Raw genomic sequence first — 15,019 nt, 5'->3', positions numbered from 1 at the left:
TGCAAGCGGGTTTTTCGTTATTCTGCAGCCGCGTCAAGAATGGCCGAGCTGCGCGGCAGGCGCAGGGCGAATTCGGTGCCCTCGGCATCGGTCTGCACCAGTTCCAGCGCGCCGCCATGGCCACGCACGAGCTCGGCGGCAATCACGAGACCCAGCCCGGTTCCGCCCTTGCGCACCCCGCCCTGAAACGCCGTGAACAGGTTCTCGCGCGCCCGTGGCGGCAGGCCGGGCCCGGTATCGCGGATGCAGATGATCCATTCGGCGTCTTCCTCGCGGGCGGCCACGCAGATCTGTCCCGGCTGACCGGTCGCCTCGATCGCCTGCCGGGCATTGCGCACCAGATTGGAGATCACCCGATAAAGCTGCTCGCTATCGGCGCGGATCGCCAGCGCAGGCGGTACTTCGGAGACAAGCGTCACCGCGTCGCCGGTACAGGCCAGCGTCTCGCTATCGATGACGTCATCGATCAGCGGACCGAGATTGAACCGCGAGAGCGTCGGAGGCAACTCCTCCGCCTTGCCGAAGGCCAGCGTCCCCTCGCAGAGATTGACCGCGCGGCTGATCGAGCGGACGAGCTTGGGCGCGGCGCGTTGCACGGTCGGGTCCTCCGACCGCTCCATCCGGTCCGCCAGGAGCTGCGCCACCGTCAGGATATTGCGCAGGTCATGACTGATCTTGGCCACCGCCCCGCCAAGCTGAGCCAGACGGTCCTTCTGCTTCAGGGCCGTGGTCAGCTGGGTCTGCAAGGAATTCAGGGCGTCTTCGGCATCGCGCAACTCGGTCACCCCGGCATCGGGCGCGATGATCCGGCGCGCATCCTCGGGTGCTTCTGCATAGGCCGTCATGTGATCGACCACCCGCCGCATGGGTTTCACGAGGAACCGGCGCACCGCCAGGAAAAGCAGTGCGGCCGTGAAGATCGAGATCACCGCCGACAGGATCAGGATCCGGATCCCGTAATCGATGAGGGCCGCCCGCAGGGGGGCCGTGGGCATCGTCACCTCGATCACCTCGCCCGCCCCGCGCACCGGCGTGCCGATCACGCGGATCACCTGATCCTCGGTCATGGTGAGGTTCCACATCGCATCGCGGATCAACTCGAAGGCCGAGGGATCCCGGAGATCGTAGGTGCCATAGATCTCCCCCGGCATCGGAACCGAGAGAATCAGCTGCCGCACCTCATCCCGCCGCAGCACGACGTTGAGAACCTCGGCGTTTTCCAGCAACTCCGCCTCGAGTTCGGGGGCGACCATGTCATCGGGTGTGGCCAAAAGGGCCAGCGAGGCAATCTGCGCCCGCTCCAGCCGGTCCAGCAGATAGTCTTCGCGGAAGCGCGCGACCGAGGGCACGAAGATGAGCACCTCGGCCAGCATCACGAAGATGACGGTCAGGATCAGAAAGCGTCCGGATAGCGAGTTCAAATCAGTCGCTCCTTTCTCGATCCCGACATAAGCCTGTCAGAACTTCTGGACAATGCGCACGATGCGCTTGACGAGATCACTTTCGAACAGGCGGGGGCTGAAATAGGCCCCGGCGGCGCGCTTGTTGATCTCACCCAGCGTCGGATAGGGCGCGATCATGTTCGCGACGGCCCCCATCTTGTGCTTGTTGGCGATGGCATATGCCCAGAGCCCGATCAGCTCGCCTGCCTCGGCGCCGACGATCGACGCTCCGATGGGGCGGCCTTTCACGATCATGACCTTGATCAGGCCGGTGGTCTTGCCCGAGGCAATCGCACGGTCGTTCTCGTCATATTCGAACCGGGCCACTTCCAGCGCATCGCCATGTTTTTCCCGGGCCTGCGCCTCGGTCAGGCCGACCTGCGCGATCTCCGGATCCGTGTAGGTGGCCCAGGGCACATGGTCGTCGCGGGTTTTGGCAGGCAAGCCGAGCGCGATCTGACGGATCAAGATGCCCGCATGGTAACCGGCCACATGGGTGAATTGCAGCGGTCCGGCCACATCGCCCGCGCCATAGACGCGCTTGTTCGTGGTGCGCAGCGAGGCATCGACCTTGAGTCCGCGACGATCATACTCGATCTTCGCCGCTTCGAGGTTCAGCTTGTCGAGGTTGGGCGTCCGGCCCACCGCCATCAGCAGATGGGTGCCGGTCACCGACTGGCCATCGGCGGTCTCGACCGTGATAGCGCCGTCACTGCCCGAGATCTTGGAGGCCTGTGCGCCTTCGATGATCTCGATGCCTTCGCCGCGCAGACGCTCGAGGGCAATGGCGGCCAGCTCCGGGTCGTCCTTGCCGAGCGCCTTGGCGCCTTCGAGCACGGTGACCTTGCAGCCAAGGCGCACATGGGCCTGGGCCATTTCCATCCCGATCGGGCCGCCACCGATGACGATCAAATGGTCCGGCTTCTCGCGCAGATCGAAGATCGTCTCATTGGTGAAATAGGGCACGTCCTCGACACCGGGGATCGGTGGCACGAAGGGACGTGAGCCGGTGGCGATCACGAAGCGGCGCGCTTTGATCACCGTATCGCCCGCCTGCACCTCGGTTTCCGAGATGAACTTGGCGTAGTCGCGGATCACGGTGCAGCCGAGGCCCTCGAACCGCTCCTGGCTGTCCACCGGGGCGATGGTGTCGATCACGCTGCGCACATGGTCCTTGGCGGCGGCATAGTCGATCTCGGGCTCGGCCGGGGCGACGCCAAAGCCGCCCTTGCGCACCAGATGTGCCTGCTTGCCTGCAGCGATCAGCGCTTTGGAGGGGACACAGCCGAAGTTCAGGCAGTCGCCGCCCATCAGGTGGCCTTCGATCAGGACGACCTTTGCGCCCATCTGGACCGCGCCCGCCGCGACGGACAGCCCGCCAGAGCCCGCGCCAATCACGCAGATATCGGTTTCAATACGGTTGGTCATGGATCAGGCGCCTTTGGTCTTGCGGAATTGCTTGAGGATGATGGGGAGAAGGGCGAGCGCCGAGAGGCCGAGAATGGGGCCGAGGATATGGGGCTCGAAGATGATGCCGAGGTTCGGGGTCTCGCCGCGGGCAAAGACCTCGCCCAGACCTGCGCCGACCCAGGTGTAGACGGCGGTGCCGGGGATGATCCCGAAGAAGGTGGTCAGCAGGAAGTTGCGCAGTTTCACGCCCACGAGCGCCGGCAGAAGGTTGGCCACAAAGAACGGGATCGCGGGCACGAGCCGCATCAGGAAGAGCACGCTCAGCTCGTTTTCGGCCAGGCCCTCCTTGATCTTCTTCACGTTGCCCGAGGAGGCGTCCATCTTCGCGGCGAGCTTCTCACCCAGCCCCCAGCGGGCGGCGAGAAAGATGATCGTGGCACCGATCGTGGCCGCGAACACCGTCAGGACCGTCCCCGTGGTCAGCCCGAAGAGGAACCCACCCGCCAGCGTCGCGATGGTCGCGCCGGGCAGCGAGAAGGCCACCACGGCGATGTAGATGGCCATATAGGCCGCGATGGTCAGGACCAGATTGGCGTCGCGAAAGGCGATCAGCGCCTCGCGATTGTCGGCCAGGGCCTGAAAGCTCAGCGTGTCCTTGAGGGTAAAGGCCCCGATCGCGGCGATGGCGGCGATCCCAGCCAGCGGCACCCAGCGGGGCAGAGCGGATTTGCGGTTTTCTTCCATGGTCGACATCCCGGGGTTCCTTTGGCTATGGGGCTGTTGTCCCATGATTTGCGCCTGAATGCGCGGCTGCGTTAGGGCGATCACGCCCGCTTGATCTCGGGTGATCGGCACGGGGGCTTTCGTTGCAAAAGGGCGGGAAACTGTAACAGGCGGCGGGGGGAATATGGGCTTTGTTACAGGATGGACCCCGGTGCTGCGCTGCGGCTAGGGTGGGGCGGAGAGAGATAAGGAGCTTTGGAATGCTGCGCGCTTTTGTGGTCGGGCTTTGGGTGAGTTTGCTGGCACTGGTGCCTCCGGGGAGCGCCGAGGCGCAGTCGGGGCTGCGGGAGGATGTGTTCGACATTCAGACGGCGCTCAATTTCTACGGGTTCGTTCCGGGCCCGGTGGATGGGGTGGTCGGCCCTGCGACCGAACGGGGCCTCGACGCGCTGGGCCGGTACCTCAAGCTCGGACCGGTCAATGCCTCGGCGATGGAAGGTCCCCCCTTGCCGCCCGCCCTGCGCGCCCTGATGGACGCGTTTGAGGCGCGCAACGGCGTCTATGGCGACGAGTTGGAGCCCAAGGACCAGGAGCGTCTGCGCCGGGAGGGGGAGCGGTTCTGGATCCGCAAGGCCCTCCAGCCCGACCCCGAGACCTGGGGCGTGACCACGCCGCGCGATGCCGATACCTGCGGGGCCTGGGACAATGAAGGCCTGATCGGTCAGCCGATTGACCCCAACTCCACTTTGGTGCCGCGTGGGGCAGGAAGCGTGCGGGTGATCTATTTCGGCCCTGTCACCATGGATTTCCGTCCGGACCGGCTGAACATCCGGATCGATCCCTGGAACGACGTGACGAACCTGTCCTGCGGCTGACGGGTGGCTGTGTTGCCGAGCGCTCCCTTCGCGCGGGGCGCTCCAGCGCAGCACAGCTTGGCGGTGCTGCGTGATCCGCGCGGGCGCGCCTCTCAGAAGTCGACCTCGACCCCGGGCAGGTTCAGCGCGGTAATGAGATCCCGCAATTCCTGCCGGGCGGCCACGTTCGACATGTTCAGCTGAGCGATGCCGATATCGCGCAGATCCAACAGGGTCAGGCCCCGGGGAAACAGCTCGCGAAAGATCACGCGCTCGGAAAAGCCCGGCGCGACGCGGCAGCCGATCCGCTTGCTCAGATCCTGCAGGGCATCGCCGATCTTCTTCTTGTTGTGCATGTATTGGGTGCCCAGCCGGTTGCGGAGCACGATCCAGTCAATCGGCGGCAGGCCCGCGCGGGCGCGCAATTGCCGCGCGCTCCAGACCATCTCGGAATAGACCGACGGGCCAAGCACCTTGTTACTCGTCGGATCGATCCGCGCGAGCATGTCGAAATCCACATAGGAATCGTTCAGCGGCGTGATCAGAGTATCGGCCAGCGAATGAGCCACCTGGCTCAGCCGCGTATGGGAGCCGGGACAGTCGATCACGACGAAATCACACTCCTCCTCGAGCGAGGACACCGCAGCACTCAGCCGGTAGTCCCAGATATTCTCGCCCTCGGGCAGGCTGGCCTGATCGATCTGCGGCAGCTCGATCAGGGTCGGAAGCGGCAGAACGATTTCCTCGCGCTCGCAGGTGGCGGCGCGGTTCTCGAGATAACGGCCAAAGCTCCGCTGGCGCAGGTCGAGATCAACCCCGCCCACCCGATGCCCCATACGTGCGAGCGCGGTGGCCACATGCATACAGGTGCTCGATTTGCCCGAGCCGCCCTTTTCGTTGCCGAAGACGATGATATGTGCCACTGCGCGACCCTTCTTCTCGACGTGACCCGTGCCCCGCCGGATTGCGCGCACAGTATTCAGCTGCTTCCCGGTTTGGAATCCCAAAACGGCGACAATCCGCCAAGTGCGGCGTCATTGGCCAAAGTCATGCCATGGCGCGTTTTGCTTTTTGGTTAATGCCCGCCGGTTTGAGTCGAAATTGCGGTTGTCGCAGCTGGCAGGGTCCGCCGTGCCGGTATTGCGCTCAGTCTTTCGCAAGAAAGCCGGCGGGGCCGTTCGGCCCCTCAAGTCCAACAGCCATCCGCGCGGGCCCAACCTTCACCGGGGGCGCCACGCGCATTGCGCGGCCCCGACCGCCAGTGAGCGGGGCGAAGCTGCAAGCCGGGCGACGGACCAGGCGCGGCGCAACAAAAAAGGCGCTCCCGAAGGCGCGCCTTTGGTCTTGTCAAAGAGGCTGGGCTCAGAAGCCGAGGCCTTCGTATTTCTTCTTGAACTTCGACACGCGGCCGCCGGTGTCCAGCAGGCGCGAGCTGCCGCCGGTCCAGGCCGGGTGCACGGAGGGGTCGATGTCCAGCGCCAGCTGGTCGCCCTCGTTGCCCCAGGTGGAGCGCATCTGCACCACGGTGCCGTCGGTCATCTTGACGTCGATGATGTGGTACTCGGGATGGGTATCTTTTTTCATCTCTACGGCCCTCAGTTCGATTTCGGCTTGTAGTTGGTCTGCTCGGCGATACGGGCAGACTTCCCGCGACGGGCGCGCAGGTAGTACAGCTTGGCGCGACGGACCTTACCGCGACGCACCACGGTGATGCTGTCGATATTGGTCGAGTGCAGGGGGAACACACGCTCCACACCTTCGCCGAAGCTGATCTTGCGGACGGTGAAGGACGCTGCGATGCCGTCGCCGCCTTTGCGGGCGATGCAGACGCCTTCGTAGTTCTGAACACGGGAGCGGGTGCCCTCGGTCACTTTGTAGCCGACCCGGAGGGTGTCGCCGGCCTTGAAATCCGGAATGTCTTTGCCGAGCGCTTCGATCTGCTCGGCTTCCAGCTGTGCAATCAGGTTCATGGGCCCTGACTCCTCTATATGCGCGGTTGTTCCGCGACGTGGGGCTGCCCCTAGAGCTCTTGGTCTCCGTCCGGGTCCATATCGTGGGTCTCACAATATGCCCGCCAGAGGTCAGGGCGGCGTTCTTTGGTCAGCCTTTCGGCCATCTCCCGGCGCCAGTCGGTGATTTTCGCGTGATGGCCCGAAAGGAGAATCCCGGGTATCTCGCGTCCCTTCCAGACAGCGGGTCGTGTATAGTGCGGGTGCTCCAGAAGGCCGGTGGAGAAGGACTCCTCCTCCGTGGACGCCTGATTCCCAAGCACGCGCGGTATAAGTCGGACCGTGGCGTCAATCAAGGCTTGTGCTGCAATCTCGCCGCCGGTGAGGACAAAGTCCCCGAGCGAGACCTCTTCTATGCCGAATTCCTCGATCACGCGCTCGTCCACGCCTTCGAACCGTCCGCAGAGCAGGGTGAGGCCCTCGGCCTCGGACCAGGCTTGGGCCCGCGCCTGGGTGAAGGGCGCGCCGCGGGGGCTGAGATAGACCACCGGCCATTTGCGGCGGTCCTCCGGCGTGCCCGTGGCCGCGGTGCCAAGCGCGCGGCCCAGCACATCCGGGCGCAGGACCATACCCGCGCCGCCGCCGGCGGGCGTGTCATCGACATTCCGGTGCTTGCCCACGCCGAAGCTGCGCAGATCCAGGGTGTCGAGCGCCCAGAGCCCGTCGTCCAGCGCCTTGCCGGTCAGGCTTTCGCCGAGCACGCCGGGGAAGGCCTTGGGAAAGAGGGTGATCACCTTGGCGGTCCAGGCGCCGCGTTTGCGCTGGCGCGGGGCCATCAGGTCCTGCGGCTGGGCCGAGAGCGAGATGCTCTTGGTGCCGTGCGAGCGGCTGAGCGAAGGGGCGGGTGGTTTGGTCATGTTCGGGCGGTTTAATCAATGTTTAGCAACCTGCAAGGCATTTTGCGTCCGGGCGCCCCTGTGACCGGCGCCGCGAACCGGAGAGAGGCATGACCCGAGACGACCGCATGATGGCATCGGCCCTGGGCAGCTGGCAGCAGCTGGCACCCTTTGCCGGGCTCGATCCCGCGTCCTTCAGCGGCGAGGAGCTCTGGCGGCGCGAGGATCCCGGGCGGGTGCGGATCGTGATGCGCATGACCGGCCCCGATGGGCGCAACCTGGTGTTTAAGCGCATCTTTGCGCCGGTGGATCAGGCGCGCTGGGCCGAAGGGCTTGCCGGGCAGCGCCGCGCGGTGCGGGCGTTGCGCGGGGACAAGGTTCACGCGCCCGCGGCGATCCTGGCGGAGGATGCGAGCAGCCTGTCGACCATTCAGGATTATGTGGTCGGGCGCACGCTGCAGGATCATCTCCTGCTGAAATATGACAAGCCGGATCAGCGCGGCGCGCTGTTGACGCGGGCGGGGGCCGCGCTGCGGGCCTATCACGACAGCACGGCAGCGGGGGAGAAGCGCTTCAACCCGGCGCGCATGGTCGACTATATGGAGCGGCTCGCACGCAAGGCGCTGGACGGGCAATTGGCGATTGTGGATCCCGATCTCTTTGCGGTGCTTGTAGAGAGCCTCAAGGCCGCGGCAGCGGCGGCCGAAGGCGCGCCGGTTATGCTCGCGGCGCAGCATGGGGATCTGCACGCGCGCAACATGATCCTGTCGGCCAATCGGGCGACGCTGATCGACTTCATGCATGATAAAGAGGCGCCTGCGGTCTATGATCTGGCTCGGCTGCTGGTGGATCTGGGGGCGCGGTTTGCCGGGACGCGGGCTCTGGATCCGCGCTGCGGCTTGCCGCCAGAGGATCTGGCGGCCTTGTCCGAGGGCTATGGCGCGGATATGGGCGCGGATCCCTGTATGGCGTTCCTGTGTCGCTGCCGGGTCCTGCAGGATTGGGCGGCCTTGCCGTCGGTGGGTGGCCAGCGCAGCGCGTTCCAGCAGGAGCGTCTGGTGCAGTTGCAGCGTGCGGCGACGATTCTCGCCGAGACATTAGGGATCGGTGGCGCGGTCCCTGGCAGGACCGCGCGGACCCGCGCCGCGCCGTCCGGGGCGCGCAGGTGGCAGGTCTAAAACAGGCCTTCCGGCGGATCGGCCACGATGCGCCCGGCCCGCAGGTCGACCGTCGGCACGATGGCCAGGGTGAAGGGGATCAGGACCGGGCCCTTGGCCAGCGGGCCCTTGACCTCCAGCAGATCGCCCGCGCCGTGATTATGCACCGCCGTGACCTTGCCCAGATGGGTCCCGCCCGTGTCGTGGACCGCCAGACCGATCAGGTCCGTATGGTAATATTCGTCATCGGGCAGGTGAGGCAGCCGGTCGCGCGGCACGTAGAGCCGGGTGCCTCGCAGGGCATCCGCCGCCTCCTTGTTGCCCACGCCCGAGAGCCGCGCCGAGAGCCCGTTCTTGATCTGGCCGGTCAGCCGCAGGGTGACCTCGGTCCCATCCTCGAAGCTGAGCGGGGTGTACTCGGCGATATCCTCGGGCACGGCACAGAAGCTCTTCAGCCGGACCTCGCCGCGCACCCCGAAGGCCCCGGCGATCGCCCCGACGCAGGTCAGATCCTTGCGCTTGCTCATTGTGCGGGCACTCCTGTGCAGATGCCGCGCGCATCCGGGGTGCCCCCGGCCGCGATACAGCGATCCGAGGCGAGGCGTTGCTCGAACTGCATGCCGATGTAGACGCTGGCGCCGAACACCAGAAGGATCACGGTCTTGGTCACCCCGCCCCCTCAGGCGACCGCGCGCAGGCGGTCGGCGATGCGGAAGAAGTCGGCGGCGCCGATCTCCATCTGGCCGCGATGGAAGGTCCGGCCCCAATGGCGCGGCTGAGCGACGAAGCGCAGCTCCGACAGGAGCGGGCGGACCGAGACCTCGCCCACGGCGTCGTAATCGCAACGCCGGACCCAGGTCAGGCCACTCTGGTGCGCGGCGCCTTGGCTCAGATAGGGTCCGCCGGCGCAGATCTGTGTCCAGTTCTGGGTCCAGGGCGCGTCATCGACCACTTCGCCCACGGCGGTGAAGCATTCCAGCACCGCACCGCCCGCGCTTTCATGGGGCGAGTAGTAGAGAATGCCGTCCCCGGGTTCGAGCTTGCGCACCGGCGAGGCCTTGCCTCCGGAAAAGACACAGACGCCATTTGCCACGGCCGCATGCACGCTGTCGCGTTCGGCCAATCCAATCCAATACCGTGCCACCTCAGCGGACCTCCAAATCCAAAGTGTCGGCGCGTGTTTCCCACCCCGCGCGTTCCAATTCCGGGCTGTCGGCCTCCTGCTCGGGCCAGCCGAGGCAGAAATAGCCGATCAGATCCCATGTCGTTGGGACGTCGAGGTCCCGCGCCAGCCGGTCCGGATCGAGGATCGAGATCCAGCCCAGTCCCAGACCCTCGGCCCGGGCGGTGAGCCACATCATGGTGACCCCCGCCACCACGGAGTACTGGCGCATTTGCGGCATGCTGGCCGCGCCGAGACCCGCCCCCTTGGGCGGATCCGTGTCGCAATAGATGGCAAGCTGCACCGGGGCAGCATCCATCCCCGAGAGTTTGAGCGTCGCGTAGCGCGCCGCCCGGTCCCCGTCCTGACCCGCAAGGGCCGTCGCATTCGCCTCGGCGAAATTCGCGGCGGCCGCTGCGCGCGCCTCGGCACTGTCGACCCGCAGCACGCGCCACGGCTCGGACAGGCCCACCGAGGGGGCCAGCCGCAGCGCATCGAGACACCGGGCCAGCAAATCCTCGGGCACCGGATCGGTGCGAAAGCGGCGCACATCGCGCCGCCAGCGCATCAACTCGGTCAGTTCCGCCCGGAAATCCGGGCTGAAGCTGCGCGCGGTCACGGGCGGGGCCGCGCCGATTATTCGGCCGCGGCTTCTTCTGCCGGTGCCTCTGCGGCTTCGGCGGCCTTGGCGGCTTTCTCTTCGGCGCGCTCTTGGGCTTTCTTGCCCGGGACGGCTTTCTTGGGGTTCGAACGCTCGGCCTTGGGCAGGGTGCCGGCGGCTTCGAGCATACGAGCCACGCGGTCGGTCGGCTTGGCGCCTTCACCCAGCCAGTACTGCACGCGCTCCATGTCCATCTTCACGCGCTCTTCGCTGTCCTTGGGCAGGAGCGGGTTGTAGGTGCCGAGCTTTTCGATGAAGCGGCCATCGCGCGGCATGCGGCTGTCGGTGGCCACGATGCGATAGAAGGGGCGCTTTTTGGAGCCGCCGCGGGCGAGCCGGATTTTCATTGCCATGGTGTTGTTCTCCTAGAGTTTCTTCTGTCTGAACCGGGGTTCAGGATTGGTGTTGTTTGTGGTGTTGGATGACTTCCTGAATGATGAAATTCAGGAATTTCTTGGCGAAGTCGGGGTCGAGATCGGCCATGTGGGCCAGCTCCGACAGGCGTTTGATCTGCGTTTCCTCGCGCGCGGGATCCGAGGGCGGCAGGTCATGCTCGGCCTTCAGCTTGCCCACGGCCTGGGTGTGGGCAAAGCGCTCGGCCAGGGTGAAGACGAGGATCGCATCGAGGCGGTCGATGCTGTCGCGGTGCTCGGCGAGCACGGCTGCGGCGCGGGTCACGGCGTCAGTCAAGCGCGTATCCTTTCGGTTTGAAGAGCGGGTCGGCGTAGTGGCCGATCTCCATTTCGATGCCATGGGCGAGCTGGCTGTCGCGCAGGGCCGCCGGGTCGGGATGGCGATAGACCACGTCATCGCCCGCCACCGTTGCCGCGTCCTTGTCCTTGACCGCGCCGAGGCGCTCGGCCAGCCGGATGCTGTCGAGATCCATCGGGTCGAGATAGCTGACCGCGCCCTCCCAGCCCTGGGCATAGAAATGGGTGCGGCAGGCATGGGTGGCCTCCAGCGCGAAGCCCTTGCCGGATTTCTCGGGCCAGATGATCCAGGCGATCTCGCGCTCGGGCCATTTGGCGGGCTGCCAGCCGCCGGCCATGCCATAGGTCTCGTCGGTGATCTTGTCGTGGATCATCCACATGCCGAAGCCGCGGATTTCCCAATGGCCGATCTCGGCGGCGTAGAGCATCCAGGTCTCGTAGGGGTTCAGCGGCCCGCCCATGAAGCGCGAGCGGTAGGAGGCGAAGGTCGCCTTGAAATTCGGATAATCCTGCGGGTCCGGGCCACGCAGGGAGAGACGCTGGGTTTCCAGAACGGGGATGTCGCGATGGCCCATCAGGCAGTCCCCTTCTTGTCGCCGACCCAATAGACCCGGTCATGACGCCAGACGGTCAGGTCGGGTTTGGCGGCGCGGGCCGTGGGGTCGATCTGCGCACCGAGCCGCTCCGCCAGTGTGACGGAGGGGGTGTTCTCGGGGTGGATATAGCTGACGGCGCTGTCCCAGCCGAGATGTCCGAAGGCGTGGATCAGGCAGGCGCGGGCGGCCTCATCGGCGTGGCCCTGGCCCTCGTGCCCCTCCCAGAGCAGCCAGCCGATCTCGGGTTCGGGCCAGTCGGCAGGATACCAGGGTCCGACGAGGCCGATCGGGGTCTCGGGATCGGTCTGGGCCAGAACGGTGAACATGCCAAAGCCACGCATGGGCCAGTGGGCCATTTCCACGCAGAAGGCGTACCAAGCCTCGGTCTCGGTCAGGGGGCCATGGGCGAACCGCGCGCGGTCGGACATGTAGAAGCTGCGGTAGCCGTCAAAATCCTGTGCCGCGGGGGGGCGCAGGATCAGCCGATCCGTGGTCAACAGGGTCATGCGGTCCCCTCCGCGTCGGAGGGGTGGCGGAAGATCAGGCAGGGATCGTCCGGCTTGGGCTGCGGCGCGGTTTCGTCAAGGCGCGCGCCAAGGCGCTCTGCCAGGGCGATCGAGCGGGTGTTGCGCGCATCGATATAGCTGACGATCTCGGACCAGCCGAGACGGGAACGGGCATCTGCGCGGGCCGCCAGGGCGGCCTCTTGTGCGATGCCGCGGCCTTCGGCCGCTGCGAACAGCACCCAGCCGAGCTCTGTCTCCGGGCGGCCATCGGGATAGTAGGGGCCGACAAGTCCCAGCGCCGTGTCGTCGCCGGTTTCGGTCACGGCCCAGAGCCCGTAGCCGCGCACCTCCCAATGGCCGAGCATGGCCACGGCGTTGCTCCAGGCCTTGGCATGGGACACATGCCCGCCGGCATATTGCGACCGCTCGGAGCGGTAGAACTCCGTCAGGGCAGGCACATCCGCCGGGCAGGGCGGGCGCAGGGTCAGGCGCTCGGTCGTGAGGGTGTTCATGCGAGCACCTCCGCCCGGGCCGGGTGGCGCCAGACCTGCATCGCCCCGTAATAGGGGCTGTCATAGGTGCCGTCCCGCTGGCAGCCGAGCCGTTCGGCCAGGGCAAAGGACCGGGTGTTGCCGTCGATGATCAGGCTGATCGGGCGATCCCATCCGAGGGTTTCATAGGCCCAGCGGCGCGCCACTGTCACGGCTTCCCGGGCGATGCCGCGGCCTTCGGCGCCGCCGAACACGGTCCAGGCGAGCTCGGGCGCGGGCCACGTCTCGGGGAAGTAGGGCCCGCAGATGCCCAGCGCCGTGTCGGTCTCGCGATCGGCGATGATCCAGCGGCCATAGCCGCGCAGGTGCCAATGGCCCACCGTGCCACACATCCGGTCGAACGCATCGGTCGCCTTGTAAGGCCCGCCCACACCCGCCGCGCGCGGGCTCTCGAGGAAGGCGCCATAAGCGGCGGCATCCTCGGCGCGCGGCGCACGCAAGGTCAGGCGCTCGGTCGTGAGCGTCGGGATATGCAGGGTGGTGCCGGTCATTACTTCTTCTTGCCGAACCCCGACAGGCCGGGGGGCAGACCGCCACCGCCCAGACCGGGCAGGCCGCCGCCGGGCATGTTGCCCATGGCCTTGGCGGCTTTTTCCAGATCGGCAGGGTTCATGCCGGCCAGATCGCCGGGCATCCCTGCGGGCATGCCCCCCTTGCCGCCCAAGAGGCCGCCGAGGTTCTTCATCATGCCTTTCTTGCCCATTTTACCCATCTTCTTCATGGCGTCGGCCATCTGACGGTGCATCTTCAGCAGCTTGTTGAGATCCGAGACCTCCATCCCCGCGCCCTTGGCGATCCGCTTCTTGCGGGAGGCCTGCAGGAGTTGCGGGTTGGCGCGCTCGCGCTTGGTCATGGACTGGATGAGGGCGATCTGGCGGCGGATGACCTTGTCGTCGAACCCGGCCTCGTCGAGCTTGCCCTTCATCTTGTTCATGCCGGGCATCATGCCCATGAGCCCCTCGACGCCGCCCATCTTTTCCATCTGCTCGAGCTGGCCGCGCAGGTCGTTCATGTTGAACTGACCCTTCTGGAAGCGCTTCATCATGCGCTCGGCCTGCTCGGCCTCGATGGTTTCCTGGGCTTTCTCGACCAGGGCCACGATGTCGCCCATGCCGAGGATACGACCGGCAACACGGTCCGGCTCGAAGGTTTCGAGCGCGTCCATCTTCTCGCCGAGGCCGACAAAGCGGATCGGCTTGCCGGTCACCGCGCGCATGGAGAGCGCCGCACCGCCGCGCCCGTCGCCATCCATCCGGGTCAGCACAACGCCGGAGATGCCGATGCGGTCATCGAAATTCTCGGCCGTGTGGACCGCGTCCTGACCGGTCAGGCCATCGACCACCAGCAGGGTCTCGCGCGGGTTGGCCACGTCGCGGACCGCTTCGACCTGGGCCATCAGCTCTTCGTCGATCGACAGGCGCCCGGCGGTGTCGAGCATGTAGACGTCATAGCCGCCGAGGGAGGCCTGGGTCTTGGCGCGCTTGGCGATCGCCACTGGGTCCTCGCCCTTGACGATGGGGAGCGTGTCGACGCCGATCTGGGTGCCGAGAATGGCGAGCTGTTCCATGGCCGCGGGGCGGTTCACGTCGAGCGAGGCCATCAGCACGCGCTTGCCGTCGCGCTCGGACATGCGCTTGGCGAGCTTGGCGGTGGTGGTTGTCTTACCGGAGCCCTGCAGGCCGACCATCAGGATCGGGGCGGGCGGGTTGTCGATTTTCAGCGCGCCGGGGTCCTCGTCCCCCTTGAGCACATGGACCAGCTCGTCATGGACGATCTTGACCACCTGCTGACCCGGTGTGACCGATTTGGTGACGGCCTGGCCAGTGGCTTTCTCTTGGACGGCTTTCACGAAATCTCGGGCGACGGGCAGCGAGACATCGGCCTCGAGCAGGGCCACGCGGACCTCGCGCAGGGCGGTGGAGACGTCGGCTTCGCTGAGCGCACCCTGCTTGGTCAGGCGGTCAAAGACACCAGAGAGGCGATCGGACAGATTTTCAAACATCAGGTCTTCCTTTTGGTCCTCTCGGAGCGCGTCCGCCCCGCCGTCATGTCATCCGCCGCGGGCCGTTCCGCGGCAATCCCGAAGCCCCAAGCGGTAAAGCACCCGTGGGCGCAACGCGCTGACGGGTGGCGATCCCTGCCCAATGGCATAGGGACCGGAGGGCACAGGCTCTCCGGAGGTTGGGGGGCGTATGGACGGTTGCGGTGGGTCTGTCAAGCCACGGTTGGGCCGGGCCCGGCGGTTGTGGCCGATCAAATCGAGCGCCTGCGGCGCATTTTTTATGCAGGCTGCGCCCGGTCCCCCGTGCCGGGGGCGGGCGCAGGGGCCTCCGGCGGGGATATTTCGGGACTTAAGGGAAGAACTGCGCGCGAAGAAGCCCCGCCGCGGGCGGGCGGCAGGG

20 protein-coding genes are annotated in these 15,019 nt (G+C 66.3%); 2 read left to right on the top strand and 18 right to left on the bottom strand.

The genetic code is table 11. The annotated features are described in order from the left end of the window. Positions 1 to 17 precede the first annotated feature (17 nt). The 3 genes from ACP150_RS17880 to ACP150_RS17870 all read right to left on the bottom strand — a co-directional run bounded on the left by ACP150_RS17880 (position 18) and on the right by ACP150_RS17870 (position 3,605). On the bottom strand, positions 18 to 1,373 hold the full coding sequence (locus ACP150_RS17880; protein ID WP_424968111.1) for a sensor histidine kinase: 1,356 nt from the start codon (positions 1,371 to 1,373) through the stop codon (positions 18 to 20). An 84-nt stretch (positions 1,374 to 1,457) separates the two neighbouring features. Beyond that, positions 1,458 to 2,870 (bottom strand): dihydrolipoyl dehydrogenase family protein, encoded by a 1,413-nt coding sequence (locus ACP150_RS17875; RefSeq protein WP_424968050.1) that lies wholly within the window; start codon positions 2,868 to 2,870, stop codon positions 1,458 to 1,460. 3 nt (positions 2,871 to 2,873) lie between these two features. Continuing rightward, entirely contained in the window at positions 2,874 to 3,605 is a 732-nt protein-coding gene (locus ACP150_RS17870; RefSeq protein ID WP_424968049.1) for a TVP38/TMEM64 family protein, read from the bottom strand. 230 nt (positions 3,606 to 3,835) lie between these two features. Between ACP150_RS17870 and ACP150_RS17865 the strand changes: the two genes are divergently transcribed. Further along, a complete protein-coding gene (locus ACP150_RS17865) occupies positions 3,836 to 4,450 on the top strand; it encodes an I78 family peptidase inhibitor (protein WP_424968048.1) in 615 nt (204 codons plus the stop codon). Positions 4,451 to 4,542: 92 nt separating this feature from the next. Here ACP150_RS17865 and ACP150_RS17860 read toward each other — a convergent pair whose 3' ends face one another. From ACP150_RS17860 to trmD, 4 genes are all read right to left on the bottom strand, one after another. After that, complete coding sequence (locus ACP150_RS17860) at positions 4,543 to 5,352, bottom strand: division plane positioning ATPase MipZ (protein WP_424968047.1); 810 nt, start codon at positions 5,350 to 5,352, stop codon at positions 4,543 to 4,545. A gap of 439 nt (positions 5,353 to 5,791) precedes the next feature. Continuing rightward, positions 5,792 to 6,013, bottom strand: a complete 222-nt coding sequence (gene rpmE / locus ACP150_RS17855; RefSeq protein WP_424968046.1) for a 50S ribosomal protein L31 — start codon at positions 6,011 to 6,013, stop codon at positions 5,792 to 5,794. Between the two features lie 11 nt (positions 6,014 to 6,024). Next, positions 6,025 to 6,399 carry a 50S ribosomal protein L19 gene (gene rplS, locus ACP150_RS17850; protein WP_424968045.1) on the bottom strand — a complete coding sequence of 125 codons (375 nt, stop codon included), beginning with the start codon at positions 6,397 to 6,399 and terminating at the stop codon, positions 6,025 to 6,027. A 50-nt stretch (positions 6,400 to 6,449) separates the two neighbouring features. Further along, complete coding sequence (gene trmD, locus ACP150_RS17845; RefSeq protein ID WP_424968044.1) at positions 6,450 to 7,295, bottom strand: tRNA (guanosine(37)-N1)-methyltransferase TrmD; 846 nt, start codon at positions 7,293 to 7,295, stop codon at positions 6,450 to 6,452. Positions 7,296 to 7,384: 89 nt separating this feature from the next. On the opposite strand from trmD, the gene ACP150_RS17840 reads away from it, so the two are divergent. Next, positions 7,385 to 8,452, top strand: coding sequence for an aminoglycoside phosphotransferase family protein (locus ACP150_RS17840; RefSeq protein WP_424968043.1), 1,068 nt, complete (start codon positions 7,385 to 7,387; stop codon positions 8,450 to 8,452). Here ACP150_RS17840 and rimM read toward each other — a convergent pair. The 11 genes from rimM to ffh are packed head-to-tail and all read right to left on the bottom strand — an operon-like array spanning position 8,449 to position 14,619. Further along, entirely contained in the window at positions 8,449 to 8,958 is a 510-nt protein-coding gene (rimM, locus tag ACP150_RS17835) for a ribosome maturation factor RimM (RefSeq protein ID WP_424968042.1), read from the bottom strand. The two genes, ACP150_RS17840 and rimM, sit on opposite strands and share 4 nt — an antisense overlap. Next, positions 8,955 to 9,101 carry a hypothetical protein gene (locus ACP150_RS17830; RefSeq protein WP_424968041.1) on the bottom strand — a complete coding sequence of 49 codons (147 nt, stop codon included), beginning with the start codon at positions 9,099 to 9,101 and terminating at the stop codon, positions 8,955 to 8,957. Before ACP150_RS17830 ends, rimM begins: the two co-directional genes overlap by 4 nt. 9 nt (positions 9,102 to 9,110) lie before the next feature. Continuing rightward, a complete protein-coding gene (locus ACP150_RS17825; RefSeq protein WP_424968040.1) occupies positions 9,111 to 9,575 on the bottom strand; it encodes an EVE domain-containing protein in 465 nt (154 codons plus the stop codon). A 1-nt stretch (position 9,576) separates the two neighbouring features. Beyond that, a complete protein-coding gene (gene bluB / locus ACP150_RS17820; RefSeq protein ID WP_424968039.1) occupies positions 9,577 to 10,212 on the bottom strand; it encodes a 5,6-dimethylbenzimidazole synthase in 636 nt (211 codons plus the stop codon). 17 nt (positions 10,213 to 10,229) lie between these two features. Continuing rightward, positions 10,230 to 10,607 (bottom strand): 30S ribosomal protein S16, encoded by a 378-nt coding sequence (rpsP, locus tag ACP150_RS17815; RefSeq protein ID WP_424968038.1) that lies wholly within the window; start codon positions 10,605 to 10,607, stop codon positions 10,230 to 10,232. Positions 10,608 to 10,647: 40 nt separating this feature from the next. Continuing rightward, positions 10,648 to 10,944, bottom strand: a complete 297-nt coding sequence (locus tag ACP150_RS17810) for a chorismate mutase (protein WP_424968037.1) — start codon at positions 10,942 to 10,944, stop codon at positions 10,648 to 10,650. Then, the gene (locus ACP150_RS17805; RefSeq protein WP_424968036.1) at positions 10,937 to 11,539 is read right to left on the bottom strand and encodes a GNAT family N-acetyltransferase; all 603 of its coding nucleotides are present in this window, start codon (positions 11,537 to 11,539) and stop codon (positions 10,937 to 10,939) included. Before ACP150_RS17805 ends, ACP150_RS17810 begins: the two co-directional genes overlap by 8 nt. Continuing rightward, entirely contained in the window at positions 11,539 to 12,066 is a 528-nt protein-coding gene (locus ACP150_RS17800; RefSeq protein WP_424968034.1) for a GNAT family N-acetyltransferase, read from the bottom strand. The genes ACP150_RS17805 and ACP150_RS17800 overlap by 1 nt, the downstream gene beginning before the upstream one ends. Further along, positions 12,063 to 12,578: a GNAT family N-acetyltransferase gene (locus ACP150_RS17795; RefSeq protein ID WP_424968033.1), complete on the bottom strand. Its 516-nt coding sequence runs from the start codon at positions 12,576 to 12,578 to the stop codon at positions 12,063 to 12,065. The genes ACP150_RS17800 and ACP150_RS17795 overlap by 4 nt, the downstream gene beginning before the upstream one ends. After that, the gene (locus ACP150_RS17790) at positions 12,575 to 13,108 is read right to left on the bottom strand and encodes a GNAT family N-acetyltransferase (protein ID WP_424968032.1); all 534 of its coding nucleotides are present in this window, start codon (positions 13,106 to 13,108) and stop codon (positions 12,575 to 12,577) included. The genes ACP150_RS17795 and ACP150_RS17790 overlap by 4 nt, the downstream gene beginning before the upstream one ends. Continuing rightward, a complete protein-coding gene (gene ffh / locus ACP150_RS17785; RefSeq protein WP_424968031.1) occupies positions 13,108 to 14,619 on the bottom strand; it encodes a signal recognition particle protein in 1,512 nt (503 codons plus the stop codon). The genes ACP150_RS17790 and ffh overlap by 1 nt, the downstream gene beginning before the upstream one ends. Positions 14,620 to 15,019 lie beyond the last annotated feature (400 nt).

Source organism: Dinoroseobacter sp. S375 (assembly GCF_049800775.1).
Taxonomy (GTDB): Bacteria; Pseudomonadota; Alphaproteobacteria; order Rhodobacterales; family Rhodobacteraceae; genus Dinoroseobacter.
Note: the sequence above shows the minus strand (reverse complement) of the source record. Positions and strands in the feature narration are given on the sequence as shown.

Bases quoted from the DNA above. Each gene is read 5' to 3' on its own strand.
- ACP150_RS17880 (WP_424968111.1), bottom strand. From the start codon at position 1,373: ATGCTGGCCGAGGTGCTCATCTTCGTGCCCTCGGTCGCGCGCTTCCGC.
- ACP150_RS17875 (WP_424968050.1), bottom strand. From the start codon at position 2,870: ATGACCAACCGTATTGAAACCGATATCTGCGTGATTGGCGCGGGCTCT.
- ACP150_RS17870 (WP_424968049.1), bottom strand. From the start codon at position 3,605: ATGTCGACCATGGAAGAAAACCGCAAATCCGCTCTGCCCCGCTGGGTG.
- ACP150_RS17865 (WP_424968048.1), top strand. From the start codon at position 3,836: ATGCTGCGCGCTTTTGTGGTCGGGCTTTGGGTGAGTTTGCTGGCACTG.
- rpmE (WP_424968046.1), bottom strand. From the start codon at position 6,013: ATGAAAAAAGATACCCATCCCGAGTACCACATCATCGACGTCAAGATG.
- rplS (WP_424968045.1), bottom strand. From the start codon at position 6,399: ATGAACCTGATTGCACAGCTGGAAGCCGAGCAGATCGAAGCGCTCGGC.
- trmD (WP_424968044.1), bottom strand. From the start codon at position 7,295: ATGACCAAACCACCCGCCCCTTCGCTCAGCCGCTCGCACGGCACCAAG.
- ACP150_RS17840 (WP_424968043.1), top strand. From the start codon at position 7,385: ATGACCCGAGACGACCGCATGATGGCATCGGCCCTGGGCAGCTGGCAG.
- rimM (WP_424968042.1), bottom strand. From the start codon at position 8,958: ATGAGCAAGCGCAAGGATCTGACCTGCGTCGGGGCGATCGCCGGGGCC.
- rpsP (WP_424968038.1), bottom strand. From the start codon at position 10,607: ATGGCAATGAAAATCCGGCTCGCCCGCGGCGGCTCCAAAAAGCGCCCC.
- ACP150_RS17805 (WP_424968036.1), bottom strand. From the start codon at position 11,539: ATGGGCCATCGCGACATCCCCGTTCTGGAAACCCAGCGTCTCTCCCTG.
- ACP150_RS17800 (WP_424968034.1), bottom strand. From the start codon at position 12,066: ATGACCCTGTTGACCACGGATCGGCTGATCCTGCGCCCCCCCGCGGCA.
- ACP150_RS17795 (WP_424968033.1), bottom strand. From the start codon at position 12,578: ATGAACACCCTCACGACCGAGCGCCTGACCCTGCGCCCGCCCTGCCCG.
- ACP150_RS17790 (WP_424968032.1), bottom strand. From the start codon at position 13,108: ATGACCGGCACCACCCTGCATATCCCGACGCTCACGACCGAGCGCCTG.
- ffh (WP_424968031.1), bottom strand. From the start codon at position 14,619: ATGTTTGAAAATCTGTCCGATCGCCTCTCTGGTGTCTTTGACCGCCTG.